The organism is Nocardia sp. NPDC004278 (assembly GCF_053602975.1).
Genome location: NZ_JBSGEQ010000001.1, coordinates 364011 through 386206, shown reverse-complemented (window position 1 = coordinate 386206; position 22196 = coordinate 364011). Strand labels below are relative to the sequence as shown.

22 protein-coding genes and 1 pseudogene are annotated in these 22196 nt (G+C 65.8%); 11 read left to right on the top strand and 12 right to left on the bottom strand.

Annotated elements, in window-relative coordinates:
- Positions 1 to 16 precede the first annotated feature (16 nt).
- A complete protein-coding gene (locus ACWEO2_RS01715) occupies positions 17 to 1150 on the bottom strand; it encodes an XdhC family protein (protein WP_452403557.1) in 1134 nt (377 codons plus the stop codon).
- A gap of 64 nt (positions 1151 to 1214) precedes the next feature.
- On the opposite strand from ACWEO2_RS01715, the gene ACWEO2_RS01710 reads away from it, so the two are divergent.
- Together ACWEO2_RS01710 and ACWEO2_RS01705 are read left to right on the top strand one after the other, a co-directional pair.
- Positions 1215 to 2171, top strand: coding sequence for a LysR family transcriptional regulator (locus tag ACWEO2_RS01710; protein ID WP_355186679.1), 957 nt, complete (start codon positions 1215 to 1217; stop codon positions 2169 to 2171).
- Between the two features lie 132 nt (positions 2172 to 2303).
- On the top strand, positions 2304 to 2957 hold the full coding sequence (locus ACWEO2_RS01705; protein ID WP_452403556.1) for a nitroreductase: 654 nt from the start codon (positions 2304 to 2306) through the stop codon (positions 2955 to 2957).
- A 57-nt stretch (positions 2958 to 3014) separates the two neighbouring features.
- Here ACWEO2_RS01705 and ACWEO2_RS01700 read toward each other — a convergent pair whose 3' ends face one another.
- Both ACWEO2_RS01700 and ACWEO2_RS01695 read right to left on the bottom strand, forming a co-directional pair.
- Positions 3015 to 3746 (bottom strand): cache domain-containing protein, encoded by a 732-nt coding sequence (locus tag ACWEO2_RS01700; RefSeq protein ID WP_452403555.1) that lies wholly within the window; start codon positions 3744 to 3746, stop codon positions 3015 to 3017.
- Positions 3746 to 4495 carry a FadR/GntR family transcriptional regulator gene (locus ACWEO2_RS01695; RefSeq protein WP_452403554.1) on the bottom strand — a complete coding sequence of 250 codons (750 nt, stop codon included), beginning with the start codon at positions 4493 to 4495 and terminating at the stop codon, positions 3746 to 3748. The genes ACWEO2_RS01700 and ACWEO2_RS01695 overlap by 1 nt, the downstream gene beginning before the upstream one ends.
- 584 nt (positions 4496 to 5079) lie before the next feature.
- On the opposite strand from ACWEO2_RS01695, the gene ACWEO2_RS01690 reads away from it, so the two are divergent.
- Entirely contained in the window at positions 5080 to 5307 is a 228-nt protein-coding gene (locus tag ACWEO2_RS01690) for a hypothetical protein (RefSeq protein ID WP_452403553.1), read from the top strand.
- Positions 5308 to 5694: 387 nt separating this feature from the next.
- Complete coding sequence (locus tag ACWEO2_RS01685) at positions 5695 to 7641, top strand: glycoside hydrolase family 15 protein (protein ID WP_452403552.1); 1947 nt, start codon at positions 5695 to 5697, stop codon at positions 7639 to 7641.
- A 491-nt stretch (positions 7642 to 8132) separates the two neighbouring features.
- Here the strand turns inward: ACWEO2_RS01685 and ACWEO2_RS01680 are convergent, their stop codons facing one another.
- The gene (locus tag ACWEO2_RS01680) at positions 8133 to 9761 is read right to left on the bottom strand and encodes an FAD-dependent oxidoreductase (RefSeq protein WP_452403551.1); all 1629 of its coding nucleotides are present in this window, start codon (positions 9759 to 9761) and stop codon (positions 8133 to 8135) included.
- A gap of 212 nt (positions 9762 to 9973) precedes the next feature.
- On the opposite strand from ACWEO2_RS01680, the gene ACWEO2_RS01675 reads away from it, so the two are divergent.
- The gene (locus ACWEO2_RS01675; RefSeq protein WP_452403704.1) at positions 9974 to 12046 is read left to right on the top strand and encodes an MMPL family transporter; all 2073 of its coding nucleotides are present in this window, start codon (positions 9974 to 9976) and stop codon (positions 12044 to 12046) included.
- 88 nt (positions 12047 to 12134) lie between these two features.
- Complete coding sequence (locus tag ACWEO2_RS01670) at positions 12135 to 12404, top strand: metal-sensitive transcriptional regulator (RefSeq protein WP_354957239.1); 270 nt, start codon at positions 12135 to 12137, stop codon at positions 12402 to 12404.
- 152 nt (positions 12405 to 12556) lie between these two features.
- Here ACWEO2_RS01670 and ACWEO2_RS01665 read toward each other — a convergent pair.
- From ACWEO2_RS01665 to ACWEO2_RS01650, 4 genes and pseudogenes are all read right to left on the bottom strand, one after another.
- Positions 12557 to 12994 (bottom strand): annotated as a pseudogene (locus ACWEO2_RS01665) (amidohydrolase family protein); the annotation flags it as partial.
- A 59-nt stretch (positions 12995 to 13053) separates the two neighbouring features.
- A complete protein-coding gene (locus tag ACWEO2_RS01660; protein ID WP_452403703.1) occupies positions 13054 to 13413 on the bottom strand; it encodes an Rv2640c family ArsR-like transcriptional regulator in 360 nt (119 codons plus the stop codon).
- Between the two features lie 126 nt (positions 13414 to 13539).
- Positions 13540 to 14118 (bottom strand): HdeD family acid-resistance protein, encoded by a 579-nt coding sequence (locus ACWEO2_RS01655; protein ID WP_355186663.1) that lies wholly within the window; start codon positions 14116 to 14118, stop codon positions 13540 to 13542.
- A gap of 69 nt (positions 14119 to 14187) precedes the next feature.
- On the bottom strand, positions 14188 to 14598 hold the full coding sequence (locus ACWEO2_RS01650) for a VOC family protein (RefSeq protein WP_452403550.1): 411 nt from the start codon (positions 14596 to 14598) through the stop codon (positions 14188 to 14190).
- 200 nt (positions 14599 to 14798) lie between these two features.
- On the opposite strand from ACWEO2_RS01650, the gene ACWEO2_RS01645 reads away from it, so the two are divergent.
- Complete coding sequence (locus ACWEO2_RS01645) at positions 14799 to 15785, top strand: glycosyltransferase family 9 protein (RefSeq protein ID WP_452403549.1); 987 nt, start codon at positions 14799 to 14801, stop codon at positions 15783 to 15785.
- A gap of 111 nt (positions 15786 to 15896) precedes the next feature.
- Here the strand turns inward: ACWEO2_RS01645 and ACWEO2_RS01640 are convergent, their stop codons facing one another.
- The gene (locus ACWEO2_RS01640; RefSeq protein WP_354957233.1) at positions 15897 to 16247 is read right to left on the bottom strand and encodes an ArsR/SmtB family transcription factor; all 351 of its coding nucleotides are present in this window, start codon (positions 16245 to 16247) and stop codon (positions 15897 to 15899) included.
- Between the two features lie 183 nt (positions 16248 to 16430).
- Here ACWEO2_RS01640 and ACWEO2_RS01635 point away from each other — a divergent pair, with 183 nt between their 5' ends.
- From ACWEO2_RS01635 to ACWEO2_RS01625, 3 genes are all read left to right on the top strand, one after another.
- Positions 16431 to 17129, top strand: coding sequence for a M23 family metallopeptidase (locus ACWEO2_RS01635; RefSeq protein ID WP_452403548.1), 699 nt, complete (start codon positions 16431 to 16433; stop codon positions 17127 to 17129).
- A 205-nt stretch (positions 17130 to 17334) separates the two neighbouring features.
- Complete coding sequence (locus ACWEO2_RS01630) at positions 17335 to 18414, top strand: hypothetical protein (RefSeq protein WP_452403547.1); 1080 nt, start codon at positions 17335 to 17337, stop codon at positions 18412 to 18414.
- Between the two features lie 56 nt (positions 18415 to 18470).
- Positions 18471 to 19013 (top strand): YaeQ family protein, encoded by a 543-nt coding sequence (locus ACWEO2_RS01625; RefSeq protein WP_452403546.1) that lies wholly within the window; start codon positions 18471 to 18473, stop codon positions 19011 to 19013.
- A 19-nt stretch (positions 19014 to 19032) separates the two neighbouring features.
- Here the strand turns inward: ACWEO2_RS01625 and ACWEO2_RS01620 are convergent, their stop codons facing one another.
- Complete coding sequence (locus ACWEO2_RS01620; protein ID WP_354957229.1) at positions 19033 to 19359, bottom strand: hypothetical protein; 327 nt, start codon at positions 19357 to 19359, stop codon at positions 19033 to 19035.
- 293 nt (positions 19360 to 19652) lie between these two features.
- On the opposite strand from ACWEO2_RS01620, the gene ACWEO2_RS01615 reads away from it, so the two are divergent.
- Positions 19653 to 19988, top strand: a complete 336-nt coding sequence (locus ACWEO2_RS01615) for an RNA polymerase-binding protein RbpA (RefSeq protein ID WP_040691372.1) — start codon at positions 19653 to 19655, stop codon at positions 19986 to 19988.
- A gap of 229 nt (positions 19989 to 20217) precedes the next feature.
- Here ACWEO2_RS01615 and ACWEO2_RS01610 read toward each other — a convergent pair whose 3' ends face one another.
- Complete coding sequence (locus tag ACWEO2_RS01610; RefSeq protein WP_452403702.1) at positions 20218 to 21000, bottom strand: ABC transporter permease; 783 nt, start codon at positions 20998 to 21000, stop codon at positions 20218 to 20220.
- An 83-nt stretch (positions 21001 to 21083) separates the two neighbouring features.
- Positions 21084 to 22070 (bottom strand): ATP-binding cassette domain-containing protein, encoded by a 987-nt coding sequence (locus ACWEO2_RS01605; protein ID WP_354957228.1) that lies wholly within the window; start codon positions 22068 to 22070, stop codon positions 21084 to 21086.
- Positions 22071 to 22196 lie beyond the last annotated feature (126 nt).

Below are 22196 nucleotides of genomic sequence, written 5' to 3'. Positions count from 1 at the left end.
CGAATTAAGCAATCACTTAACTGGCTGTTTGCGCCTTGTGGTGGATGCGGCCGTCGGTCCGGGTCAGCGAGTGGCCGTGCCCGCCCCAGCGTCGCGCGATGATCTCGGCCGCGATGGACACCGCCGTCTCTTCGGGTGTCCGGCCGCCCAGATCCAGCCCGATCGGGCTGGCGAGCCGGGCGAGTTGTTCGTCGGTGAGGCCCGCCTGTCGCAGCCGGGTCAGGCGCTCGTCGTGCGTACGGCGCGACCCCATGGCGCCGACATAGCCGATCTCCGGCGCGCGCAGGGCCACCTCGAGCAGCGGAACGTCGAACTTGGGATCGTGGGTCAGCACGCAGACGACGGTCTGCGAATCGATCGCACCCGCCGCAATCTGCGCGGCCAGGTAGCGGTGCGGCCAGTCGACGACGACCTCGTCGGCCGTCGGGAACCGGGCGGAGGTGGCGAAGACCGGCCGCGCGTCGCACACCGTCACCCGATACCCGAGGAACGATCCCTGCTGTGCGACGGCGGCGGCGAAATCGATCGCCCCGAACACCAGCATCCGCGGCTGCCGGGCATAGCTGGCGACGAAAACCGCCATACCCTCGCCGCGACGCTGCCCGTCCGGACCGTAGGACAGCACCTCACTGCGACCCGCCGCGAGCAGCCCGCGTGCGTCATCGATCACCGCATCGTCGGCGCGCGCCGACCCCAAGGTGCCGTGCGCGGTGCCCGGCCGGATCAGCAGCCGTCGCCCTACCCAGTCGGCGTCGGGGTGCTCGATGACGGTCGCAATCGCGACCGGCCGGTCGGCGGCAATGTCCGCGGCGACCTCGCCGAGTTCCGGAAACGTTTCCCGCGAGATCGCCTCGACGAAGATGTCGATGATGCCGCCGCAGGTGAGGCCGACGGCGAATGCGTCGTCGTCGGAAAAGCCGAACCGCTCCAGCACCGGGCGACCGCTCCGGATGACGTCGGTGGCGAGTTCGTAGACCGCGCCTTCGACGCAGCCACCGGAAACCGAACCGCCGACCGTCCCGTCCGGAGCGACGACCATGGCCGCGCCAGGCGGTCGCGGCGCCGAGCGGAAGGTCCGCACGACCGTCGCGACCCCAGCCGTACCCCCGGTGTTCCAGGTTGTCATCAGATCCGTGAGCACGTCCTGCATGGCGCGTCCTCTGGGCGCGATGCGGCTGTGGGCGCCGCATCCACCTCCAAACTAGACTCGGATTGTGACGCCCGCCCAGCTTCGGGCCTACTCGACCGTGGTGCGGCTCGGCTCCGTCCATGCGGCGGCCAGAGAGCTGGGGATGTCCGACGCCGGCGTCTCCACGCATATCGCCCAGCTGCGTAAAGAGCTCGACGACCCACTGTTCACCCGCACGGCGGCCGGTCTGGCCTTCACGCCCGGTGGGTTGCGCCTGGCCAGCCGGGCGATCGAGATTCTTGGACTGCAGCGCCAGACCGCCATCGAGGTGAGCGAGGCGGCGCACGGCCGACGGCTGCTGCGCATCGCGGCATCGAGCGGGTTCGCCGAACATGCCGCGCCCGGCCTCATCGACCTGTTCGCAGCGCGGGCGAAGGATCTGTCGGTCGAGCTGAGCGTTCATCCCACCAGCCAGTTCCGCAGCCTGATCGAGACCCGTGCGGTGGATATCGCGCTGGGCCCCGGGCAGAACGACACCGACACGACCATCACCACCCGGCCGTTCCTGAAGTATCAGATCATTTCGGTCGCCCGCCCCGACAGCCCGCTGGCGGACACCGCACCGCATCCGGCGCTGCTGCGCGAGCAGCAGTGGATGCTGGGCCCCGGCGCCGGCAGTGTCGACGGACATATCGCGACGATGCTGCGCGAGTTGGCCATTCCCGAATCACATCAGCGGATCTTCCAGAGCGACGCTGCCGCCCTGGAAGAGGTCCGCCGGGTCGGGGGCATCACCCTGACGATCGGCTTCGCCGTCTCCTCCGACCTCGCGGCCGGTCGGTTGAGCCACATCAGGGGAGCGGGCCTGCAGGTATCCGATGAGTGGTGCGCGACCACCCTGCCACCCGACACCCGCCAGCCCGCGGTGTCGGAACTGCTGCGCTTCATCACTACCCCGCGGTGCATCCAGGCGATGATCCGTGGATCCGGAGTCGGCGTCACTCGGTTCCGCCCGAAAGTGCATGTGACGCTGTGGAGTTGAACGCAGGCACCGCGCGGCGCATCGTCCGGGGACCACACCGAGGAACTCACCACGGTGTGTTCCGAAGTACCCAGGCCCAATGGAGTCCATCGACGAACTGACCGCTATCCGCGCCCAGGTTGGGAGGAGTCCATGTTCGACCTCGAGAAAGCGATCGGGGAGCGCCATTCGACGCGGATGTTCCTACCTGATCGACCGGTGCCGAGAAGATTGGTGGATGAAGCGCTCGCCCTTGCTGTGCGTGCGCCGTCGAACTCCAATATCCAGCCGTGGCAGATGGTATTCGCGTCGGGAGCGGTCCGCGACCGTCTCGTGGCCGCCCTGCTGCACGAGGCTCGCAGTCGGCCGCCCAAGATCCCGCCCCTGCCCCATGCTTTCGCGCACGTGCGCCGGGAACTGGGCGCCCAGGTCTATGGGTCGATGGGCATCGCTCGCGAAGACACCGAGGCCAGACGAGAGGCGGTGCTGCGCAACTGGGAGTTCTTCCGCGCACCATTGGCCGGCATCGTCTGCATGCACCGCGACCTCGGCAGCGTCGATGCCCTTGGCGTAGGGATGTTTCTGCAAACATTGCTGCTGGCCCTGACGGCACGCGGCCTGGGAACATGCGTTCAGGTCTCGATCGCGGGGTATCCCGAGATCGTCCATGCACAGCTCGCTATCCCATCGGAGCTTTCGGTGCTGTGTGGGCTGGCGGTCGGCTACCCCGACCCGTCCTTCCCCGCAAACCGTCTCCGCATCGGCCGCCGCGCCATCGGCGAGAATGTGGTATTCCACGACGCCTGATCGACGGACGCCGCTCGGTGCCCGCGCATACCGGGATCTCGCCCTATCCGGCAAGACTCAGTGGGATGTGGGGGGTCCCACCGGATGCAATGACCAAGGCACCGCCTCGAGCGGGACTGCAGCAGCGGATCTGTCCATCCGGCTCGTCTTGGATCCGGTCGTGAATTCGGGATCGGTCCCGATGATGACGCGGCCTTCGCTATTGACCAGCACAACCCGCTGGTCGAACGCCTGGAATCGCGGTAGCAAGACCTCCTCGATCGCGGCAACCGGCACATCGGCACCGGCGATTCCGAGGAAAGTTCCCGACGTGATCGTCACCGGTATCGCGAATGTGCACACGTACTCGTCGGTGCACGCGTAATCGAGGTGGGGCCCCTGTACCCATTGCCGACCCTGGTCGCGGGGAACCGTGAACCAGTCCATTTTGGTGTAGTCGTAGAAGTATTCACTATCGGGATTCATTTCCAGGTTCAGGCGGTTCCCGTCCGGAAGCCACCAATCCAGGTGTCGAGGGCGATCGGCGAGAACGCCGTCGGCCATCACGACGCCTGCGCCGTTGAACAGTCTTCCGCGCCGCTCCAGCTCGCCGAGAATGGTCTCGCGCAGCGATGCCAGATCAGTCGACCGAGGAGCGAAGGGCGGCTTCTCGGTGAGACCATCCCAGAGGTTTGTCAGCGCGGTGCCGATGGTTTTCAGCGACACGTAGACCTCGTCGGCCAGTTTTGTGACGGAATCAGCGAGCGACTCGATGGTCGCCCGGACCGGAATGTTATCGATATCCCTCATCAATCACTGAGCTCCAAGCGTAAGGCGACGAGGCGGCGGATACGTGATTCCGCCTGCGATTCTGCCAGTTCCCTCGCCCGAGCATCGTCTTCTCGTTCGATCGCGTCGACCAGATCACAATGGACGGTCGCCTCGGCCGCTGGGTCCAGTTGCAGCCGCGGCAGCCAGAGCAGAGCGGAGAGTTCGGCCTGCAGACCGACCTCGGCGCGGGTCAGCCGGGTGGACTGCGCGCACACCGCCATCTCGATATGAAAGCGGCTGTCGGCCCGGCGTGCCGCGACGAGATCGGTGCTGTCCTTCAGCCGGTCGGCCAGGGCACGGAGCCGGGCTATATCGGCCTGCAACCCGCGGCGCGCGGCAAACACCGCGGCCGCTCCGGCGACGGCGAAGTGCTCGTCCCCTAGATCACGCAGTTCCTGGATGCTCATCTGTTGCAACCGCGCCAGCGAGGTGCTCTCGAAGGCCTCCGCCGAAGCGCTGATGAAGCTGCCGCCGCCGCGCCCACGCTTGGTGTGGACGATGCCCTGCTGCCGAAGTACGACCAGCGCCTCCCGCAAAGTCATGGTCGATACACCCAACTGGTTGGCGAGATCGACCTCGCTCGGCAACTGCTGGCCGTCGACCATCACACCGAGGCTGATCGCCGCAGACAGCCGCTGCACCACGGCCTCGGTTTTCGGACCGCCACCCTCGAGCGGTGACAGCACGGCACCGAGTGCGGTCAATCCGACCCTCTTCTGCTGGGACAACACGACTCCTCGGATGGCGGGGACGTAACACAATTCTAGCCAACTAACACTTGAAATATGAACTATAAAGTTAGATGTACTCTGGCCGTACCCCACACCCGGGGTCACCCTGGCCGTGTCGGCCGGGCGGTAAATGCAGCCGGCCAGCGCTGACCGCCCCACCACGAGCGCGGAGTACCCCACACAACCGCCGTACGTCCACTTCGATACCCACTCACCGAACCGTCAGTCGACGTGGCGCGACCTGGGTGAACTCGGACCGTAACGCGATCCTTACCGTGACCACTTGAACTATGACCTCTAATATCTTATGTTAAAAGCTATGTGAATTGCCCCACCTGACACCTTGACGCGCCGACGTCACGATCGAAGCAGGAATTCCCCCATGTCCGAGAATCCGACCCGGTCTTCGGAGCACCTCCGGTGGTGCACCCGTGGCCGTGCTGAGTCGCCAGCCGAGATCGCGGCACATAGCCGACTGCGGCCGGTTCATAGCGGTCGCCAAATGCACGAGGGGAGCCGACGGCGGAAGGGGATCGAAGATGGATGAGGATCTTCGCCGAACAGAGGTCGACGGATTCTGTGTGACGTGGCGCCTGGTTCAGCATCATCTGATCGCAATTATCGCCGTGGACAATGCATCCAACGCTTCGCAGGTCGCTTCCTTCTGCCCGAGCAACTACCCGGATCTCGCGCGGGCGCGAGAACTCTTTCCGGAGCTGGCGAAGCTATGGGATGCGGTCCGCCGCGAATTCTGGACGAAACTCATTCCGCCGCTGCCGCTGTCGGCCAGAAAGCAGGTATTGGCATAACGTCGCCGAGGGTGGACTGTCTGTAGGCGGAGTTGGACGGCCTGATACAGATCTGCCTTGTCGGATCGTGCATCTGCAGCGACGACATCTGCCGCCGACCGAGTCGATGAACTTGCGGATCCCGGTTTCGGCGAACTGGGACGTTCTCCACTAAGCGGGAGGGCAGGGTCTTCATCGGATCCGCGACGACTCTCCCCTCCCTCGTCACGTTGCAGCAAATTCCGGGCTTGCCGATATGGCCGACGAGGTGGTGGGCTATTTGGAAGCGCCATAACACTCACATCCCCGATTCCGCTCGCCGTTCGGTCGAGAAGGAAGGCGGTTCACCAGGCAATCGCGTGGAGTAGCCAGCCAGATCTCAGCGCCGAGATTTCGAGGGAGCAGCACATGGACGACGAGACCGAACGCACGCCGCAGCTCACGGCGTTCCCACGCATCGACGACTACGGCTTCATCTCCGACTGCGAGGTCACCGCGCTTATCGCCCCCAGCGGAGCCATCGAGTGGATGTGTCTGCCCCGCATGGACTCCCCCAGTGTTTTCGCAGCGATGCTCGATCGTTCCGCCGGTTCGTTTCGGTTCGCCCCAGCCGACTTGATGGTGCCAACCGATCGCCGCTACGTCCCCGGCACGATGGTCATGGAGACGAGTTGGCGCAGTGGCGAAGGGTGGGCGACGGTTCGCGATGTGCTGCTGGTCGGGCCGTGGCGGCACCAGGTACCCGGCCGTAGCGCGCATCGTCGAACACCCACCGACTACGACGCCCAGCACATTCTGCTGCGAACGGTGCGCTGTGAGACCGGGCATATCCAGTTCGGGCTCGACTGCCAGCCGTCCTTCGACTACGGCAGACATCTTGCCCGCTGGGAGTACCTCGACAGTTACCATCTCGCGCAGGCCAGTGCCGACGGGATCGATCTGCAGCTGACGCTCAGCACCGATATGCGCTTGGGACTGGAGGGTACACACGCGCTTGCCCGTACCCTGCTGAAGGCGGGTGACACACGCTTTTGCGCGCTCGCCTGGGGCAGTCGCGACGCGCCCCGCGCCATCGACGAGGCCGATGAACGGCTGCTGCAGACAATCCACCACTGGCGGCACTGGCTGGCCGGGGGGCGGTTTCCGGACCATCCGTGGGCCGCCCAGCTCACCCGCAGCGCGCTGACCCTCAAGGGGCTGACCTTCGCACCCACCGGCGCCATCAGCGCCGCGGCAACCACCTCATTACCCGAAACCCCAGGCGGACAACGCAATTGGGACTATCGCTACTCGTGGATGCGCGACTCCGCCTTCGCACTGTGGGGGCTGTACACGCTGGGCTTCAGCTGGGAGGCGAACGACTTCTTCTCCTACATCATGAACTTGACCGAAAACGTCCGGGACATGCAGATCGTCTACGGCATCGGCGGCGAAAGCGACCTCACCGAGCAGATCCTCACCCACCTGCGCGGCTACGAAAATGCCGCACCCGTGCGCATCGGCAACGACGCGTACCGGCAACGCCAGCACGATGTGTGGGGCGCTGCGCTGGACGCGGTCTATCTCTACGCGCGCAACCAAGACCAAATCGACGCGCGAGCCTGGCCGGTGCTGGGCCGGGCGGTCAAAAGCGCCCTCACCTACTGGCGCAAGCCCGATCATGGCATCTGGGAAGTACGCGGGGAGCCCCAACACTTCACCTCCAGCAAGGTGATGTGTTGGGTTGCCGCCGATCGCGGTGCCCGGCTGGCCCGCATCCACCAGGACTTCGAACGCGCGCATCGCTGGCAAGAGGCCGCAGACGAAATCCATGCCGACATATGCGCTCATGCGGTCGACTCCCGGCAGGTGTTCACCCAGTACTACGGCAGCACGGCGCTGGATGCTTCGACCCTGCTCATCCCGCTGGTTCGTTTCCTGCCCCCCGACGACGACCGGGTACGCAATACCGTGTTTGCCATCGCCGACGAATTGACCGAGGACGACCTCGTATTGCGCTACCGCGTCGGCGAAACCGACGATGGCTGTACAGGGGAAGAAGGCGCCTTCACGATCTGCTCGTTCTGGCTGGTCTCGGCGCTGTCGGAGATCGGCGAAAAGAAGCGAGCCAGACAGCTGTGCGAGAAACTGCTCGCCTACGCCAGCCCGCTCGGCCTCTACGCCGAGGAGATCGACCCCCGAAGCGGGCGGCACTGGGGCAACTTCCCCCAGGCGTTCACCCACCTCGCGCTGATCAACGCCGTAATGCACGTCATCCAGGACGAACAGACCACACTGCGGCAGGCACTCGGCGGGGAATCCATCGCCCCACGACTGGACGATGCGTCGATCACACTGGGATACATGCACCGCTGACCTCGACGGTTCAGCCATTTGCCGCCAATTCGGCTGCCGTGTGCGCGATTTCGTCCGTTTCCTCGTGCCCGCGCAACATAAGACCACCTCGGCCAACCAGTCCCAGCTCGACTGACCCTGCAACGGCGGCGGCGCCCGAACATACCGCGGTGCGGATGTCCGGACGCCGCCGCGCTCGTCGGTCAGAACCACGTACCCGGCGCGAGGACCGGTCGGGTCGCCATGAAGTTGAGCAACTGTGCGATGTCAGATGCCGAGATCATCGAAGGACCACGACCGGATCGCCGCACCACATCTAAGCGCCCGAGAACCACCGCTTGCGGGTCGGCGGCTGATCGGCGCACGCACACCGTTGCGCCTGCGGCACATCGCCGAGCACCTCCTCCACATGCTCACCGCACCCGGTATAGCCGGGCTTACCGCAAGTCCGGCAGACAATTCGTTGACACATTGTGCTGTTTCCTTTCGGTGAAACGGATTCCCTTGCGGGGTTACCTGTTCTGGTCCGCGAATGCGTCACGCCAGGTCCGGTACCCACCGTCGAGATTGACGGCGTCCCGGCCGAGCTGGGTCAGCAACCGCGTCGCAGTGTTGCCGCGCTGCCCCACCTGACAGAACACCACAACCGGACCGGCCGGGATCTCGGCCACCCGTTCGCGTAGCTCGTCCAGGGGGATATTGACTGCACACGGAATGGAACCAGCGATGAACTCCTCCCGCGATCGCACGTCGACCAGCTGTCCCCCCGCCACGATAGCCTCGCCGATTTCATGCCACTGCACCGTACGGATCGCGCCGACGCGGAGATTGTCGGCCATATAGCCCAGCATGTTCACCGGATCCTTGGCCGAACCGAACTGCGGTGCGTAGGCCAGCTCGAGGTCCATCAACCGCGAGGCTGCAATACCTCCCGCCATCGCAGTGGCCAGCACGTCGATGCGCTTGTCGACACCTTCCCCACCTACCGCCTGCGCGCCGAGTATCGCGTCCGTATCCGGATCGACGAGCAGCTTCACCGACATCGCGCGCGCATCCGGGTAGTACCCGGCGTGGGCGAGCGGATGGGAATGCAGCACACGGAACGGGCGGTCGGCGGCTCGCAGTCGCTTCTCACTCCATCCGGTCATCGCCACGGTCAGGTCGAAGACGCCGACGATCGCGGTGCCCTTGGCGGGCGGATCCGTGACCGGCAGTCCGGCGATCGCATCCGCGACCAGCCGCCCCTGCCGATTCGCGGCATTGGCCAGCGGCACGAGCGCCGACTGCCCGGTGACCGCGTCCCGTTTCTCCACCACATCACCGACCGCGTGGATATACGGTGCCGATGTACGCATGCGATCGTCGACCACGATGCCACCACCCGGGCCGACCGCCAATCCGGCCGCGCGGGCCAGCGCGCTCTCCGGGCGCACTCCGATCGCCATGACCACCAGCTCGGCCGCGACCACCCGCCCATCCGAAAGCGTCACCGTATCGCCGTCTACGCGGATCAACTCCGCACCCAACTCCAATCGGATTCCGTGATCGCGCATTTCGACGGCGACCGGCGCGGCCATCTCGATGTCCAGTGGTGCGAGCACTTGCGGAGCACGCTCGACCACCGTAGTCGAAATACCGCGTCGCACAAGATTTTCGGCCATCTCCACACCGATGAACCCGGCCCCTACCACCACCGCGGACCGCACCCCGGCCACCGCTTCCACCAGGCGGTCCACATCGGCGACATCACGCAGTACCAGTGCGCGCTCGACACCGGGCAGCGGCGGCACAATCGCCGCGGCGCCGGTGCTCAGCACCAATTCGTCGAAGGCTTCGACATATTCACGGCCCGAGTCCAGCGCACGCACCGTGACCGTGCGCCCGTCCGGGTCGATGGCCACCACTTCGTGCCGGACTCGCACGTCCAGTCGAAACCTCGCCGCCAGCGACTCGGGCGTCTGCAACAGCAGAGATTCGCGTTTCGGGATCACCCCGCCGACGTAGTAGGGCAGACCGCAATTCGCGAACGACACATGATCGCCGCGCTCCAGTACGACGATTTCCGCCGATTCGTACAGTCGCCGCAGACGGGTGGCGGCCGACATACCACCGGCTACTCCACCGACGATCACAACCTTCATCTCGCTCCTCCCAGCAGGCCATGGCACTACCTGTGCCGGATGCCACTCTTCACAATCAAATACCCCTGGGGGTATCTTTCCTTCGAGGCCCAATATACCCGTGGGGGTATGTAAGGAGAATTGTGATGACCGACTCGTTGGCGGTTTCCCCAGCTCGCGACACCTCGCCACCGCACCGATCCAGCAGCGCGCTGAGCCGACTCGGGGCAGCGATGGCCGGTCGCGCCCGGATCGTGTTCGGTATCTGGTTAGTGGTGCTGATCGCGCTCGGCGCCGCTGCTCCGAGCGTCTTCACCGCATTGGCCGGGGCGGGCTGGCAGGCCAACGGCTCGGAATCGGTGCGTGTGCGTGAGCTTGCACAGCAACATTTCGGCGGAAACTCCTCTGCGGCGGTGCAGGTGGTCGTCCATTCGGACACCGCGACAATCGAGAGCCCACAGGTGGCCCAACTGCTCGGCGAGATCACCGGCGTTTTCAGTGGCGATGGCCGCTTCGGCGAAGTGATCGCGCCGCAGCCGGGCATGTCGATCAGTCCGGACGGGCACACCGGCATCCTCATCGCGGGCGCGAATGCCACCACCGACGAGATGGTCAAGGCCGTCGATGAGCACAAGGCAGCGCTGACCGCCTTGTCCGGCAACGGCATCGAGGTCTACCCCACCGGCGCTTCGGCGCTGTGGAGCGACTTCAACGAGGCCAATCACAACGCCATGATCAAGGCCGAAATGTTCTCCTGGCCGCTCACCTTGGCGATCATGGTGCTGGCCTTCGGATCGCTGGTCGCCGCCGGACTGCCACTCCTGCTCACCTTGGCCGGGCTGGTGACCTCGGCCGGTGGTCTGGTGCTGCTCAACCATTTCACGCCGATCTCGGTGTGGGCCATGAACTTCGCGATGATGTTCGCCCTCGCACTGGGTATCGACTACGCGCTGTTCATCGTCGCCCGCTTCCGCAACGCGCTCACCACCACGTCGAATACCAGGGTCGCGGTCGCCGAAACAATGAATACCGCCGGCAAAGCCGTTGTGCTGTCCGGACTTACGGTTCTGGTCAGCCTGTCGGCCGTACTGATCGTGCCCGCACCCGCCGTGCGGACCATGGCGGTCGGAATCATGTTCGCGGTGGCCTTCGTACTCGCGGCGACCATAACCCTGCTACCGGCGGCGCTGGGCGCATTGGGCGACAAGGTCAATGCTGGCGCACTGCCGCACGCCAAACGACAACAGCACCATTCTCCGCGGTTCGCCGCTTGGGGCCGGCTGCTGCACGATAAGCCGTGGCCGTTCGCGATCGGCGCGGGCATCCTGCTGATCGCCTTGTCGACTCCGGTATTCGGGCTGCAGGTGGCCATGCCGTCCATCCAGGTCGTGCCATCGGACGCACCCGTACGTCAGGGCTACGAACTGGTGCAGGCCCAGATGGGCAAGGGGACTCCGGGCATGCTGCAGATCATCGCCCCTGCCGACGAGTCCGCGCAGGTCGCGGCGTCCGCGAGGGCGGTCGATGGGATCAGCATGGTTACCCCGGCCCAACCCGCCCGCGACGACAGCGGCCTGGTGATGATGCAGGCCATCCCCGACGTCGATCCGTCCGACGAGCACATGGGCGAAATCCTCGACCGGTTGCGCGACGAATTGCCTTCGGCCGCATTGGTCGGCGGCGCACCCGCGGAGAACTTGGACCTGCAGCAGGCGCTCAATGACTATCTGCCGATCATCGTCGGGATCATCCTGACACTGGGATTCGCGCTGCTGCTGATCGCACTGCAGGCACCGTTGATCGCCGCCCTCGGCACCGTGGTCAGCCTGCTGTCCACGGCCGCAGCCTTCGGCGTCGCGAAACTGATCTTCCAGGACGGACACGGCGCCAGTCTGCTCGGGTTCACCCCGCAGGGCTTCCTGGACGGCTGGGGACCGGTCTTCTTCTTCGCCATGATCTTCGCCATCGCCATGGACTACACCGTGTTCCTGTTGGCCACCGCCAAGGAGCACTACGAGCATTCCGGCGACCCGAAGGCCGCACAGGTCGACGGCCTGTCGCATTCCGGACGGGTGATCTTCGCCGCCGCCGCGGTCATGGTCGCAGTGTTCTTCACCTTCGCGCTCGCCGACCCGCTGCCGCCGAAGGAAATGGGCATCATCCTCGGGGTTGCGGTACTGCTGGACGCGTTCGCGGTGCGCCTGGTGCTGCTGCCGGTGCTGCTGCGCCTCACCGGACACGCCGCCTGGTGGTCCCCGGCCTGGCTGCGCAGGCTACTGCCCTCGATCAGCTTCGCCCACCACTGAAATCATCGCCAGGGGCTCGGCATACACCGGGACTCCTTCATACCCCCAGGGGTATGATTGGTGGTCTACTCGATGAAAGGAATATCCCATGGTCGGCAACGAAGAGACCATCGCCCTGGTGCTCAACCGGCTGCGCCGTGCGCACGGCCAGCTCGCCGGGGTGATCTCCATGATCGAGCAGGGCCGCGACTGCAAGGATGTGGTCACCCAACTTGCCGCCGTCTCCCGCGCACTGGACCGCGCTGGCTTCAAGATCGTCGCGACCGGACTGCGCGAATGCCTCGCCGGAGACACCGCCGACGGTTCCGAACCGATGACCGAGGCCGAACTCGAGAAGCTCTTCCTCGCCCTGGCCTGACCGCGGAAAGCACAGGAACGCAACAGATCTCGGTCACCGAACCGGACGCCACCCGCGAGGAGGATCCTATTGTCGGGCCCCTTCGCGAGGCGGGGAAACAGCTCGAGAGCGTTTCCTCGGTTGATCGCGGCGCGGCCGGTTTCATCGAGACCGGGATAGGCATCGAACTGGCCGGTGAAGTACGCGACGCCGAGTTCGGGCGCGAACGGCCAGTCGCTGCCGAAGAGCACATGGCCGGGGCGGGCGAAGGCGAGCAGACTCGGCAGCGCCGCCGGGCTGCCCGACAGCGCGGTATCGAAGTAGAAGCCGCTGAGCTCATCCAGGATTTCGAGGGCGTTGCGGCCGGTTTCGGCCGTGATCGCGGCGGCGATGCGATGCGATGCATAGGGTACGAACCCGCCCACATGCGACAGGATGAACCGTATGTTCGGATAGCGGCGCAGCACGCCGCGCAGCACCAAATTCGTTGCGGCGCGCGAGGTGTCGAGCAGGAAGTCGGCCGCGAACGGCGGAATCCCCGCCACCGCCGGACCCGGCAGTTCCGAGGGGTGCACCAGAACCACGGCGGCCCGCCGATCCAGCGCGGCCATGACCGGATCGAATTAGAGCCGGTCGGTCAAGGGGTGTCGACCAGAGTAACCGAGCAAACCTACCGGCAGCACTCCGGATCGAGCACGAAACACAAGGCGGACAACGCATCTCGACGCGCGGCATGCTGGACGGTCATGCCCCGACGCGCCGATTCCACCAGCCCGGCGGCGCGCAGCTGGCCCAGGTGATGACTGACCGTCGATTCCGCGAGCACTACCGCCGCGGCCAGATCACGGGTGTTGACCGTGCCGCCGGGCTCGGCGAGCAGCAATGACATCAATCTGACCCGCACCGGATCCGCAAGCGCCTTCAACCGCAATGCCACCTCGAGGGCAACCCGGTCATCGACCGGCGCCGCTGCCACTGGCATACAACGGATCGGCGCGGAAACATCGATCACGGGCAGCGCCTTGGGCATATCCCATCTTGGCATATACCGAAAGCCTTGCCCCGAGGAACCGAAATCACCACTGCCTCAACTACATCCACCCGAACGACACCCGCGACCGCCGCGTACGGCGACCGCCGCGGGCGATCGAAGACCTCAGGCCTTGGCGAGCTTCTTCGCATCCCGGCGGACACCGAACGCCGTGATGATCTCGGCGATCCCCAGGATGATCAGCCACCAGCCAGCGACCAATGCCAGCGTCGCTACCGACCGGACCGGCCACGCGATCAGCACCACACCACCGATCGCGGTGATGACACCGAAGATGCCCGTCCAAACCCGGCCGGGCATCGCCGGCTCGGAGATCGCCGCCACCAGCACCGCGATCCCGCGGAACAGCCAGCCGATACCGATCCACAGACCGAGCAACAGAATCGAGGCCAGCTCGTCACGGAAACAGAAGACACCGATGATGATCGACAACACGCCACTGATGAACGCCAGCACCCGCATTCCGGTACTGGCAAATGTGCCGAACGCGGCCATCAATTGCAGAAAGCCGCTCGCCACCAGATAGATACCGAAGATGATGCCCGCGGCCGCCAGCGTCACATCCGGCCACACCAGGATCATCACACCGAGGATCACCGCCAGGATGCCGGTGACCAGAACCGTCTGCCACGCACTGCGCGCAAGCGACTGCAGAGGACCCTCTAGCACGCTGTTTGTCGTCATAACGAAATGCTATGCCCTGCGTCAGCGGTTTTCTGCGCATTTGCTAGACAACGCGGTGAGCGGCCGACGCTAGGCCGGGACGCTGATGTTGACCATCCACGCGATACCGAATCGGTCCATGCACATCCCGAACTCGTCACCCCACATCTGCTTCTCCAATGGCACGGTTATGGTGCCACCGGCAGTGAGCTCGTCCCAGTAGCCGCGCAGCTCATCGGCGTCGTCACCGCTGAGACTGATCGAAATGCTGCTGCCAGGTTTGTATTCCATGCCGGGTGGGGTATCCGAAGCCATCAGTGTGAAACCGCTCGGCGTCTCCAGCGTGCCGTGCATGACCAGATCCGCACCGGGCGCGTCCTTATCGCCCATATCCCCGAAGGTTTGAATGGACAGCGTGCCGTCGAACACGTCTCGATAGAACTCGAGCGCGGCGCGCGCCGTGTCTCCGAAACTGATGTACGGATTGAGCCTGGAGGCCATCTGGAACGCTCCTCGGTGTAGGTGCCGCCATCGCCGAGGTTAGTCCTCCGGCCCGGACAGCGGACTCGGTAACGGGCTACTCACTCACGTTTATCGCCGATCAGGCTCGGGTAGTCATCCCTAAGTGGCTCTCGTCGTGTGCACCTATGCGGTGAAGCGGGTGGGTCGGGTTCGCGATCTCGGGTGGCTAGGAGAAGAGGGTGGCCGTTGTTCTCGTCCTGCAGGCACGTGGCCTCGGTGATCTACTCACCGCGGTTCCCGCGTTGCGCGCGTTGCGACGGGCGAAGCCGCATGATCAGATCGTCCTGGCGGCCCCGCACCGCTTGAAACCGATCGTCGATCTCATCGCTTCCGTCGACACCATGGTGCCGACGGCAGAACTCAGTGACCTGCGCTGGGGTGCCACCCCACCCGCACTCGCGGTAAATCTGCACGGTGCGAGCGCCGAGAGCATCGTCGCGCTCACCAAGACCGATCCCGGCCGCATCCTCTCCTACCGCAACCTGGCCTTTCCCGAATTGGAAGGCCCGGAGTGGCACACGGATATGCATCACGTCGAGCGCTGGTGTCATCTGCTCGAATCCGACGGCATCGTCGCCGACCGGCGCAATCTCGGATTGGTCCCGCCGGTCGCCACCACCAGCCATCGCGATTGCGTCGTCGTACATGTCGGCGCGGGCGCTCCAGCGCGCCGCTGGCCGCCCGACCGGTTCGCCGCCGTCGTGCGCCATCTGCTCGTGCTCGGTCGCGAGGTGGTACTCACCGGTGACGAATACGAGCGCGATATCGCACTGAATATTGCCGCGCGCGCGGGCCTACCGGTGGGCCGGGTGCTGGCGGGCGAGCAGAACCTTATCGAGCTCGCGGCCACGGTCGCCGAGGCCGCACTGGTCATCTCCGGTGATACCGGCGTCGCGCATCTGGCTACCGCCTTCGGGACCCGCACCGTATTGCTGTTCGGTCCGACGCCGCCGCGCTGGGGTGGGCCACCGCCACATCTGCTCGGCAGGCATGCGGTGCTGTGGGCCGGTCAGATCGGCGACCCGATGGCCGATACGCCCGATCCCGGACTGCTACGGATCGGCGTTACCGAGGTGGTCACCGCCGTCGACAAGCAACTCGCCAAGCGCGCGTGGCCCGGCAGCGGAAGCAATCGCGGGCGAACGGCGTATCGCCGCGTGGGCTGATCGCCTACTCCGCGCCAGGGGCGCAAGGAACGCGGTTCCGGACAGGGTCGCGCCAGGCGATTCCGGAGGCGGGTGCCGCAGTTGGCGGGGCAGACCTGCCGCTGGGGACAGTCAGCCGCTGGGGCCTCGAGCATTCGTTTCGGGCGCAGTCTCGGCGCGAGCGCTGCTCAGCGCGGCGGCATAGGCCGCGAGCGCGCTGGGCCAGAACTGCTCCAGGTAGTCACGCGCATCGCCGAGTCCGCGTGGGTCGAGGAAATACAGGTGCCGGTTGCCGTCCGGGCGCATCATGACCAGCCTGGCCTCGCGCAGCACACGCAGATGCTGGGAGACCGCGGAGCTGGTCACCCCGACGAGCTTCGCCAGGTCGCCGACGGCCAGCGGCGCGGTCGGCAATGCCTCGAAGATGGCCCTGCGGGTGGGGTCGGCCAGTGCCTCGAGCGCGCGAACTCCTTTAGTCGGCACTGAAATAGTGTGATCGACCGGCATCCTTCTGGTCAATTCTGCGCACCACGGGCTTTCACCAGGTAGACCTAACATCCACGCAGCACCGTTACACAGCTGTTACATATCAACAGGGCTTTTGTTGACCTGTGACGGTTGCCACACGATTGCGGTCCCCGAATTCCAGTCCCGTACGTTCAAGCCATGTTCGTGACCGTACCGTTATCTTTCCGTCGCGGCGCGACCCGTTCACGCCGCAACCGCACCACCACCCGGGCGGTTGCCGTTGCCGCGGTCGTCAGCGCCTCGCTCGGCGTGCTGGCCGCCGCGGACCCCAACGCACTGCCCGGCGTCAGCACCGGAAAGACCGACCAGTCGACCACCGATTCGGCCAGCGCCGCCGTCGCCTTCACCGCATTCACCCTGCCTGAAGCGCAGCTGCCGCAGACCGTTCCCGATGCCGTCGTCTGGGAGCAGAACCGCCTGGCCGCCGAGGCCCGGCCGCGCACCGTTCGCCCCATCGCGGGCGTGCTGACATCCAATTTCGGGATGCGGTGGGGCGCACTGCACGCGGGCCTCGACTTCGCCGACCCCATCGGCACCCCGATCGCCGCGGTCACCGACGGCACCGTGATCGACGCCGGCCCGGCCTCGGGCTTCGGCCTGTGGGTGCGGGTGCAGCAGGACGATGGCACCATCGGCATCTACGGCCACGTCAACGACATCCTCGCCACCGTCGGCGAGCAGGTGCGCGCGGGCGACGTCATCGCGACCGTAGGCAACCGCGGCTTCTCCACCGGCCCGCACCTGCACTACGAGGTTCATCAGGGCGACGGCGCGCCGATCGATCCGATGCCCTGGCTCGGTGCGCGCGGTATCGCCGTCGGTATCGCCGCGGAGTAGGCGGACTCTCCGGCCCGCAACACATCCCACCGATTCGAGGTCCCGCCTCGGATTCGGGCGGGATCGGACTCGGCCATCGCGGTATTCACGATTCGATGAGGGGATCGCGGATATCGCGATGGCCGATTTCTAGTACCCCGGTACTACCCGCGAATGGCGCCGCAGCGGGACGTGGTCGTGTGCCATCGGTTCCTACCGTCGGATCATGCCGACGACCGATACCCTTTCTGCCCCTGGTCATTCCACGCTGCCTCGGCACCGTCGCCGCACCGCACTCGATCTGCCACGCGGAGGTCGCCTGCATCGCCCGCTGCTGTGGATGGTGGCCGCGATGGGCACCCTCGTGCTGTTCTGCGTGGGCGGCATGGCATTCGACGATCGGATGCTGCTCAGTGAATCCGTCTGGCTCAAACCGTTCAAGTTCGGGCTCGCGTTCGTACTCTACGGATTCACGCTGGCCTGGTTGCTGTCGTTGCCGCACAAGGGAAGTCGGGTCAGCTGGTGGATGGGGACGGTGTTCGCGATCACCGGATTCATCGACGTCGGATTCATTGTGGTGCAGGCCGCACGCGGCACCTACAGCCATTTCAATCATGAAACCGATACGGTGAATTCGATCGGGCAGCTGGTGTTCGCCTCCGGTGTGCCCGGGCTGTTCTTCGCGAATCTGATTATCGTGCTGATCCTTTCGTGGCAGCGGCTGGTGGACCGGCCTACCGCGCGGGCTATTCACGCCGGACTCGGACTCGCCGTCGTCGGGATGGCACTCGGCTATCTGATGGGGTTCACCGGCAAGCAGTTGGTGCGGGACGCCGACGGCAATGTGGTGGAGTTGGTTGCGGGACATACGGTGCTGAACAATCCGTCTCTGGACGCACGCGACGGAATCGGCGGTATGCCGATCACACACTGGAGCACCATCGGCGGCGACCTGCGGATCCCGCATTTCCTGGGGCTACACGCCATCCAGGTGCTGCTGCTCGCGGTAGTGGCGCTGGCCTGGTTGGCGCCGCGCTATCCGTGGTTGCGCGCCGAACGTACCCGCGCCGGGCTGATCGGGGTGCTCGCTTTCGGCTATGCCGGGCTGCTCGCGATCGTGTTCTGGCAGGCGATGCGGGCGCAGTCACTGGTGCATCCGGATGGCAGCACGCTGCTGGCGTTCGGTGGGTTGGTGTGGGTGGTCGGCCTGCTGACCTTCGCCGTGTACTGGCGGGCCCGGGCCGCAGTGCACAACACCTCGAGCGCCGCGCGGTTGTTCACGGCGGGCGCCCGGCCCCGCGGGTGATCCGATGGGACTCGCCGCAGGGTACGCGCACCGGGGTCATTTAAGCTCCTGCTTCTATGGCCCTCAGCGCAACACTGCACAACTTCACTGTTCATCTGGCCGACGTCGACCGCGGTGTCTATCAGGAGTTGGAGTTGCGGGTGGCGCGCCACCCGTCCGAAACGGCCGAGTTCATGCTGACGCGACTACTCGCCTACTGCCTCGAATACGAGGAGGGCATCACCTTCAGTGACGGCGGAGTATCCGCCACCGACGAACCCGCGGTGTTGGTGCGCGATCTCACCGGACGCCTCACCGCCTGGATCGAAGTCGGCGCCCCCGACGCCGAGCGCGTGCACCGCGGCAGCAAAATGGCTGAGCGCGTTGCCATCTACACCCATCGCGATCCGGTCAAGGTGCTGGCGCAGCTCACCGGCAAGCGGATCCATCGCGCCGAAGCGATTCGGCTCTACAGCTTCGATCGGGGCTTTATCGATGCGGGCGTCGTCGCGATCGAACGCCGCAACACCGTCACCATATCCATCACCGAACGACTGCTGTACCTGGATCTCAACGGTACGGACCTGAGCACACCGGTCGCAGAGCACCGATTGGCCTAGCCTGCGACTCGGTCCGCGCTCACCGCAAGCGTTCGGCCTCGCGGGTCAGTGTCAGCAACGTGGCGCTCAATGCCCTCAGCTCTTCGGTGTCCGCACCTTCGCCGATGGCGGTGGCGACGTCCTCGGCGGCGCAGCGGGCGGCGAACCAGCGGTCGGCCAGATCGGCCGCCTCCTGTGCGCTCAGTACCACCGAATCATCGGGAATCCCGGTTCCCTTCAAGCTGTTGCGGTGTTCGTAGGCGCGTTGGCGGCAGGACTGACGGCAGTACCGGCGACGGCGACCGGCCTCCGATTCGACGATCTCCCGCCCACACCACAGGCAGCAGGACAGCAAGCGGCGCGACATGACGCAGAACATTAACGGTTCCGGCCGCCGGATGGGGCTCGTGGCCCCGGAATGCCGCCGCGGCGCGGTCGTGGCGGATCGCATCCGTGTCACGCACTACAATGGAACAGTTCACGGCCGCTAGGGACGGCGCGCGGCGCACTCGAAAGGGTCAGCGGGCGTCGGGAACTATTGGCGCAGGCACGGTCGTTACACCTAAGGTCCAGCGAGCGTCAGGCGCTCGTCCGGCTGAGTCCGCCGAACGGACGCGGCCGCAGCGCAACAAGACTCGAGCACACAGGGAGAGGCACACCATGGCAGATCGCGTACTCCGGGGCAGTCGGCTCGGAGCGGTGAGCTACGAAACCGATCGCGACCACGACCTGGCCCCGCGACGGATCGCTCGGTACCGGACCGATAACGGCGAGGAATTCGACGTCCCGTTCGCCGACGATGCCGAAATCCCCCCGACCTGGCTCTGCCGCAACGGCCAGGAGGGCACCCTCATGGAGGGCACCACTCAGGAGACCAAGAAGGTCAAGCCGCCCCGCACCCACTGGGACATGCTGCTCGAGCGTCGCAGCAAGGAGGAGCTGGAGGAGCTGCTGAAGGAGCGCCTCGATCTGCTCAAGACGCGGCGCCGGGTCTAGGTTCCTTCTCGGCTGTAGGGCTTCGAGCCGGACGGTATTCGGACCAGCGGCCCCGCGCACGGAAGCCTTTCGAGACAAAAGGAAGGCCGCTTGCATCAAGCGATGCAAGCGGCCTTTCTCGTGCCCATGAACGCTGACTGAGTGCCGACCCGGTCGACGCCGACCGGGTCAGCGCCGCTCCCGCCGAGCCGGATGCGCTCAGCGTCGCCTCGGCAGCGGGTGGGCGGTACTACTTGCTGGCGACCTTGCGGTAGCGGATCAGGGCCAGGGGTACGACCACGATGAGGATGGCGAGAGAGCAGGCTACGGCGTATGCGATGCAGTGCTCGGCGGGCCAACCGGTGGGCGTGCCGAAGCTGGGGGGTGCGCCATTGTCGAACAGTTTGCGGCCCGCGGCGGATACCGCGGTGATGGGGTTCCATTCGGCAACCGCGCGCATGGGGCCGGGGAGGGACTCGGCGGAGACGAAGGCCGAGGAGATGAACGTCAGCGGGAACAACCAGATCAGGCCCGCGCTCTGAGCCACTTCGACGGTGGGCGAGAGCAAGCCGGTGAGCGCGCCGACCCAGGACATGGCGAAGGCGAACAGCAGGATCACCGCGAACGCCAATACGGCGTGGGCGATGCCGCCATTGATCCGCCAGCCGACCACATAGCCGCAGCCGACCATGACGGCCAGACTCAGGATGTTCACCACCAGATCCGACAGCGTGCGCCCCATCAGCACCGCCAGCCGCGACATGGGCAGGGTGCGCATGCGGTCGATAATCCCCTTCTCCAGATCGCCCGCCAGACCGACGGTGGTGAAGGCGGCATTGAAAGCGACTGTCTGGGTGAAGATTCCGGCCAGCAGGAATTCCCGATATTGGCCGCCGCCGAGTGAAGCGCCGAAGATGTAGGCGAACAGGAATACGAACATCAGCGGCTGAATCGTCGCGGTCACCAGCAGGGTCGGTACGCGCAGGATGGTCAGCAGATTGCGGTAGGCGACGATCGCGCTGTCCCGGATGATCCGGGCATGCGGCGGCGGAATCTCCTGGGGGGATTCGGTTTTCACGGTCGGTTCTGCTTCGGCGCGCGCGACTGCGGTGCTCATCAAGACAAGATCTCCTCTTGTACATCGTCGGTTTCCGGCTCGGGTTCGCGCGCGGCGGTGCCGGTGAGGGACAGGAATACGTCATCGAGACTGGGCCGACGCACGCTGGCGTCGACCACACACACCCCGGCGTCGTCGAGCCTGCGCAGCGCCTCGACCATGGTGCGCGAGCCATCGCCGACCATGATGGAGGCTTCGTCCGCGCCCGGATCATGGGTCGGCTCACCGATGCCGACCTGCGCCAGGATTGTCAACGCTGGCTTCACCTCCTGACCCGCGGCCAAGGTGACGGTGAGCCGGTCGCCGCCGATGGAGGTTTTCAGCTCGTCGGCCGACCCCTTGGCGATGACGCGTCCGCGATCGATGACCGTGATGCGGTCGGCCAGCAGATCGGCCTCTTCCAGGTACTGGGTGGTGAGCAGCACCGTGGTGCCGTCGTCGACGAGATCACCGATGACGCGCCACATATCCAGTCGCCCACGCGGATCCAGTCCGGTGGTCGGCTCGTCCAGCACCACGACCGCGGGCCGGGCGACCAATGCCCCGGCCAGGTCGAGGCGCCGCGCCATCCCGCCGGAGTAGGTGCCAGCGCGGCGATGCGCCGCATGGTCCAGACCGAAGGCGCTCAACAATTCGGACGCGCGCGAGGTGGCCTGCCGCTGCGACATTCCGTACAGCCGCGCCACCATGCGCAGATTCTCATATCCGGTCAGATTGGCGTCGACCGCCGCGTACTGACCGGACAATCCGATCCGCCGCCGCGCCGCTGCCGGATCACGCAGGACGTCGACCCCCGCGACCCGCACCGAACCGGCACACGGCCGCAGCAGGGTGGTCACGATGCGCACCGTCGTCGTCTTGCCAGCACCGTTGGGACCCAGCAGACCCATTACCGTCCCCGCCGGTATCTGCAGGTCGATCTCGTCCAGCACCCGCACCCGACCGTAATTCTTGACCAGGCCCAGCACCTCGACCGCAAGGCTCACGACTCCGCCTCGCTCGCGCTCGGCTCCGTCGTAGGCCATGGCGCGCTGTGCTCACGATTCACTCGCTGACGCTCGCTCATGCCTCTCCCTCGATGTTCGACACCGGCATCTCCACCAGCGCCGCCC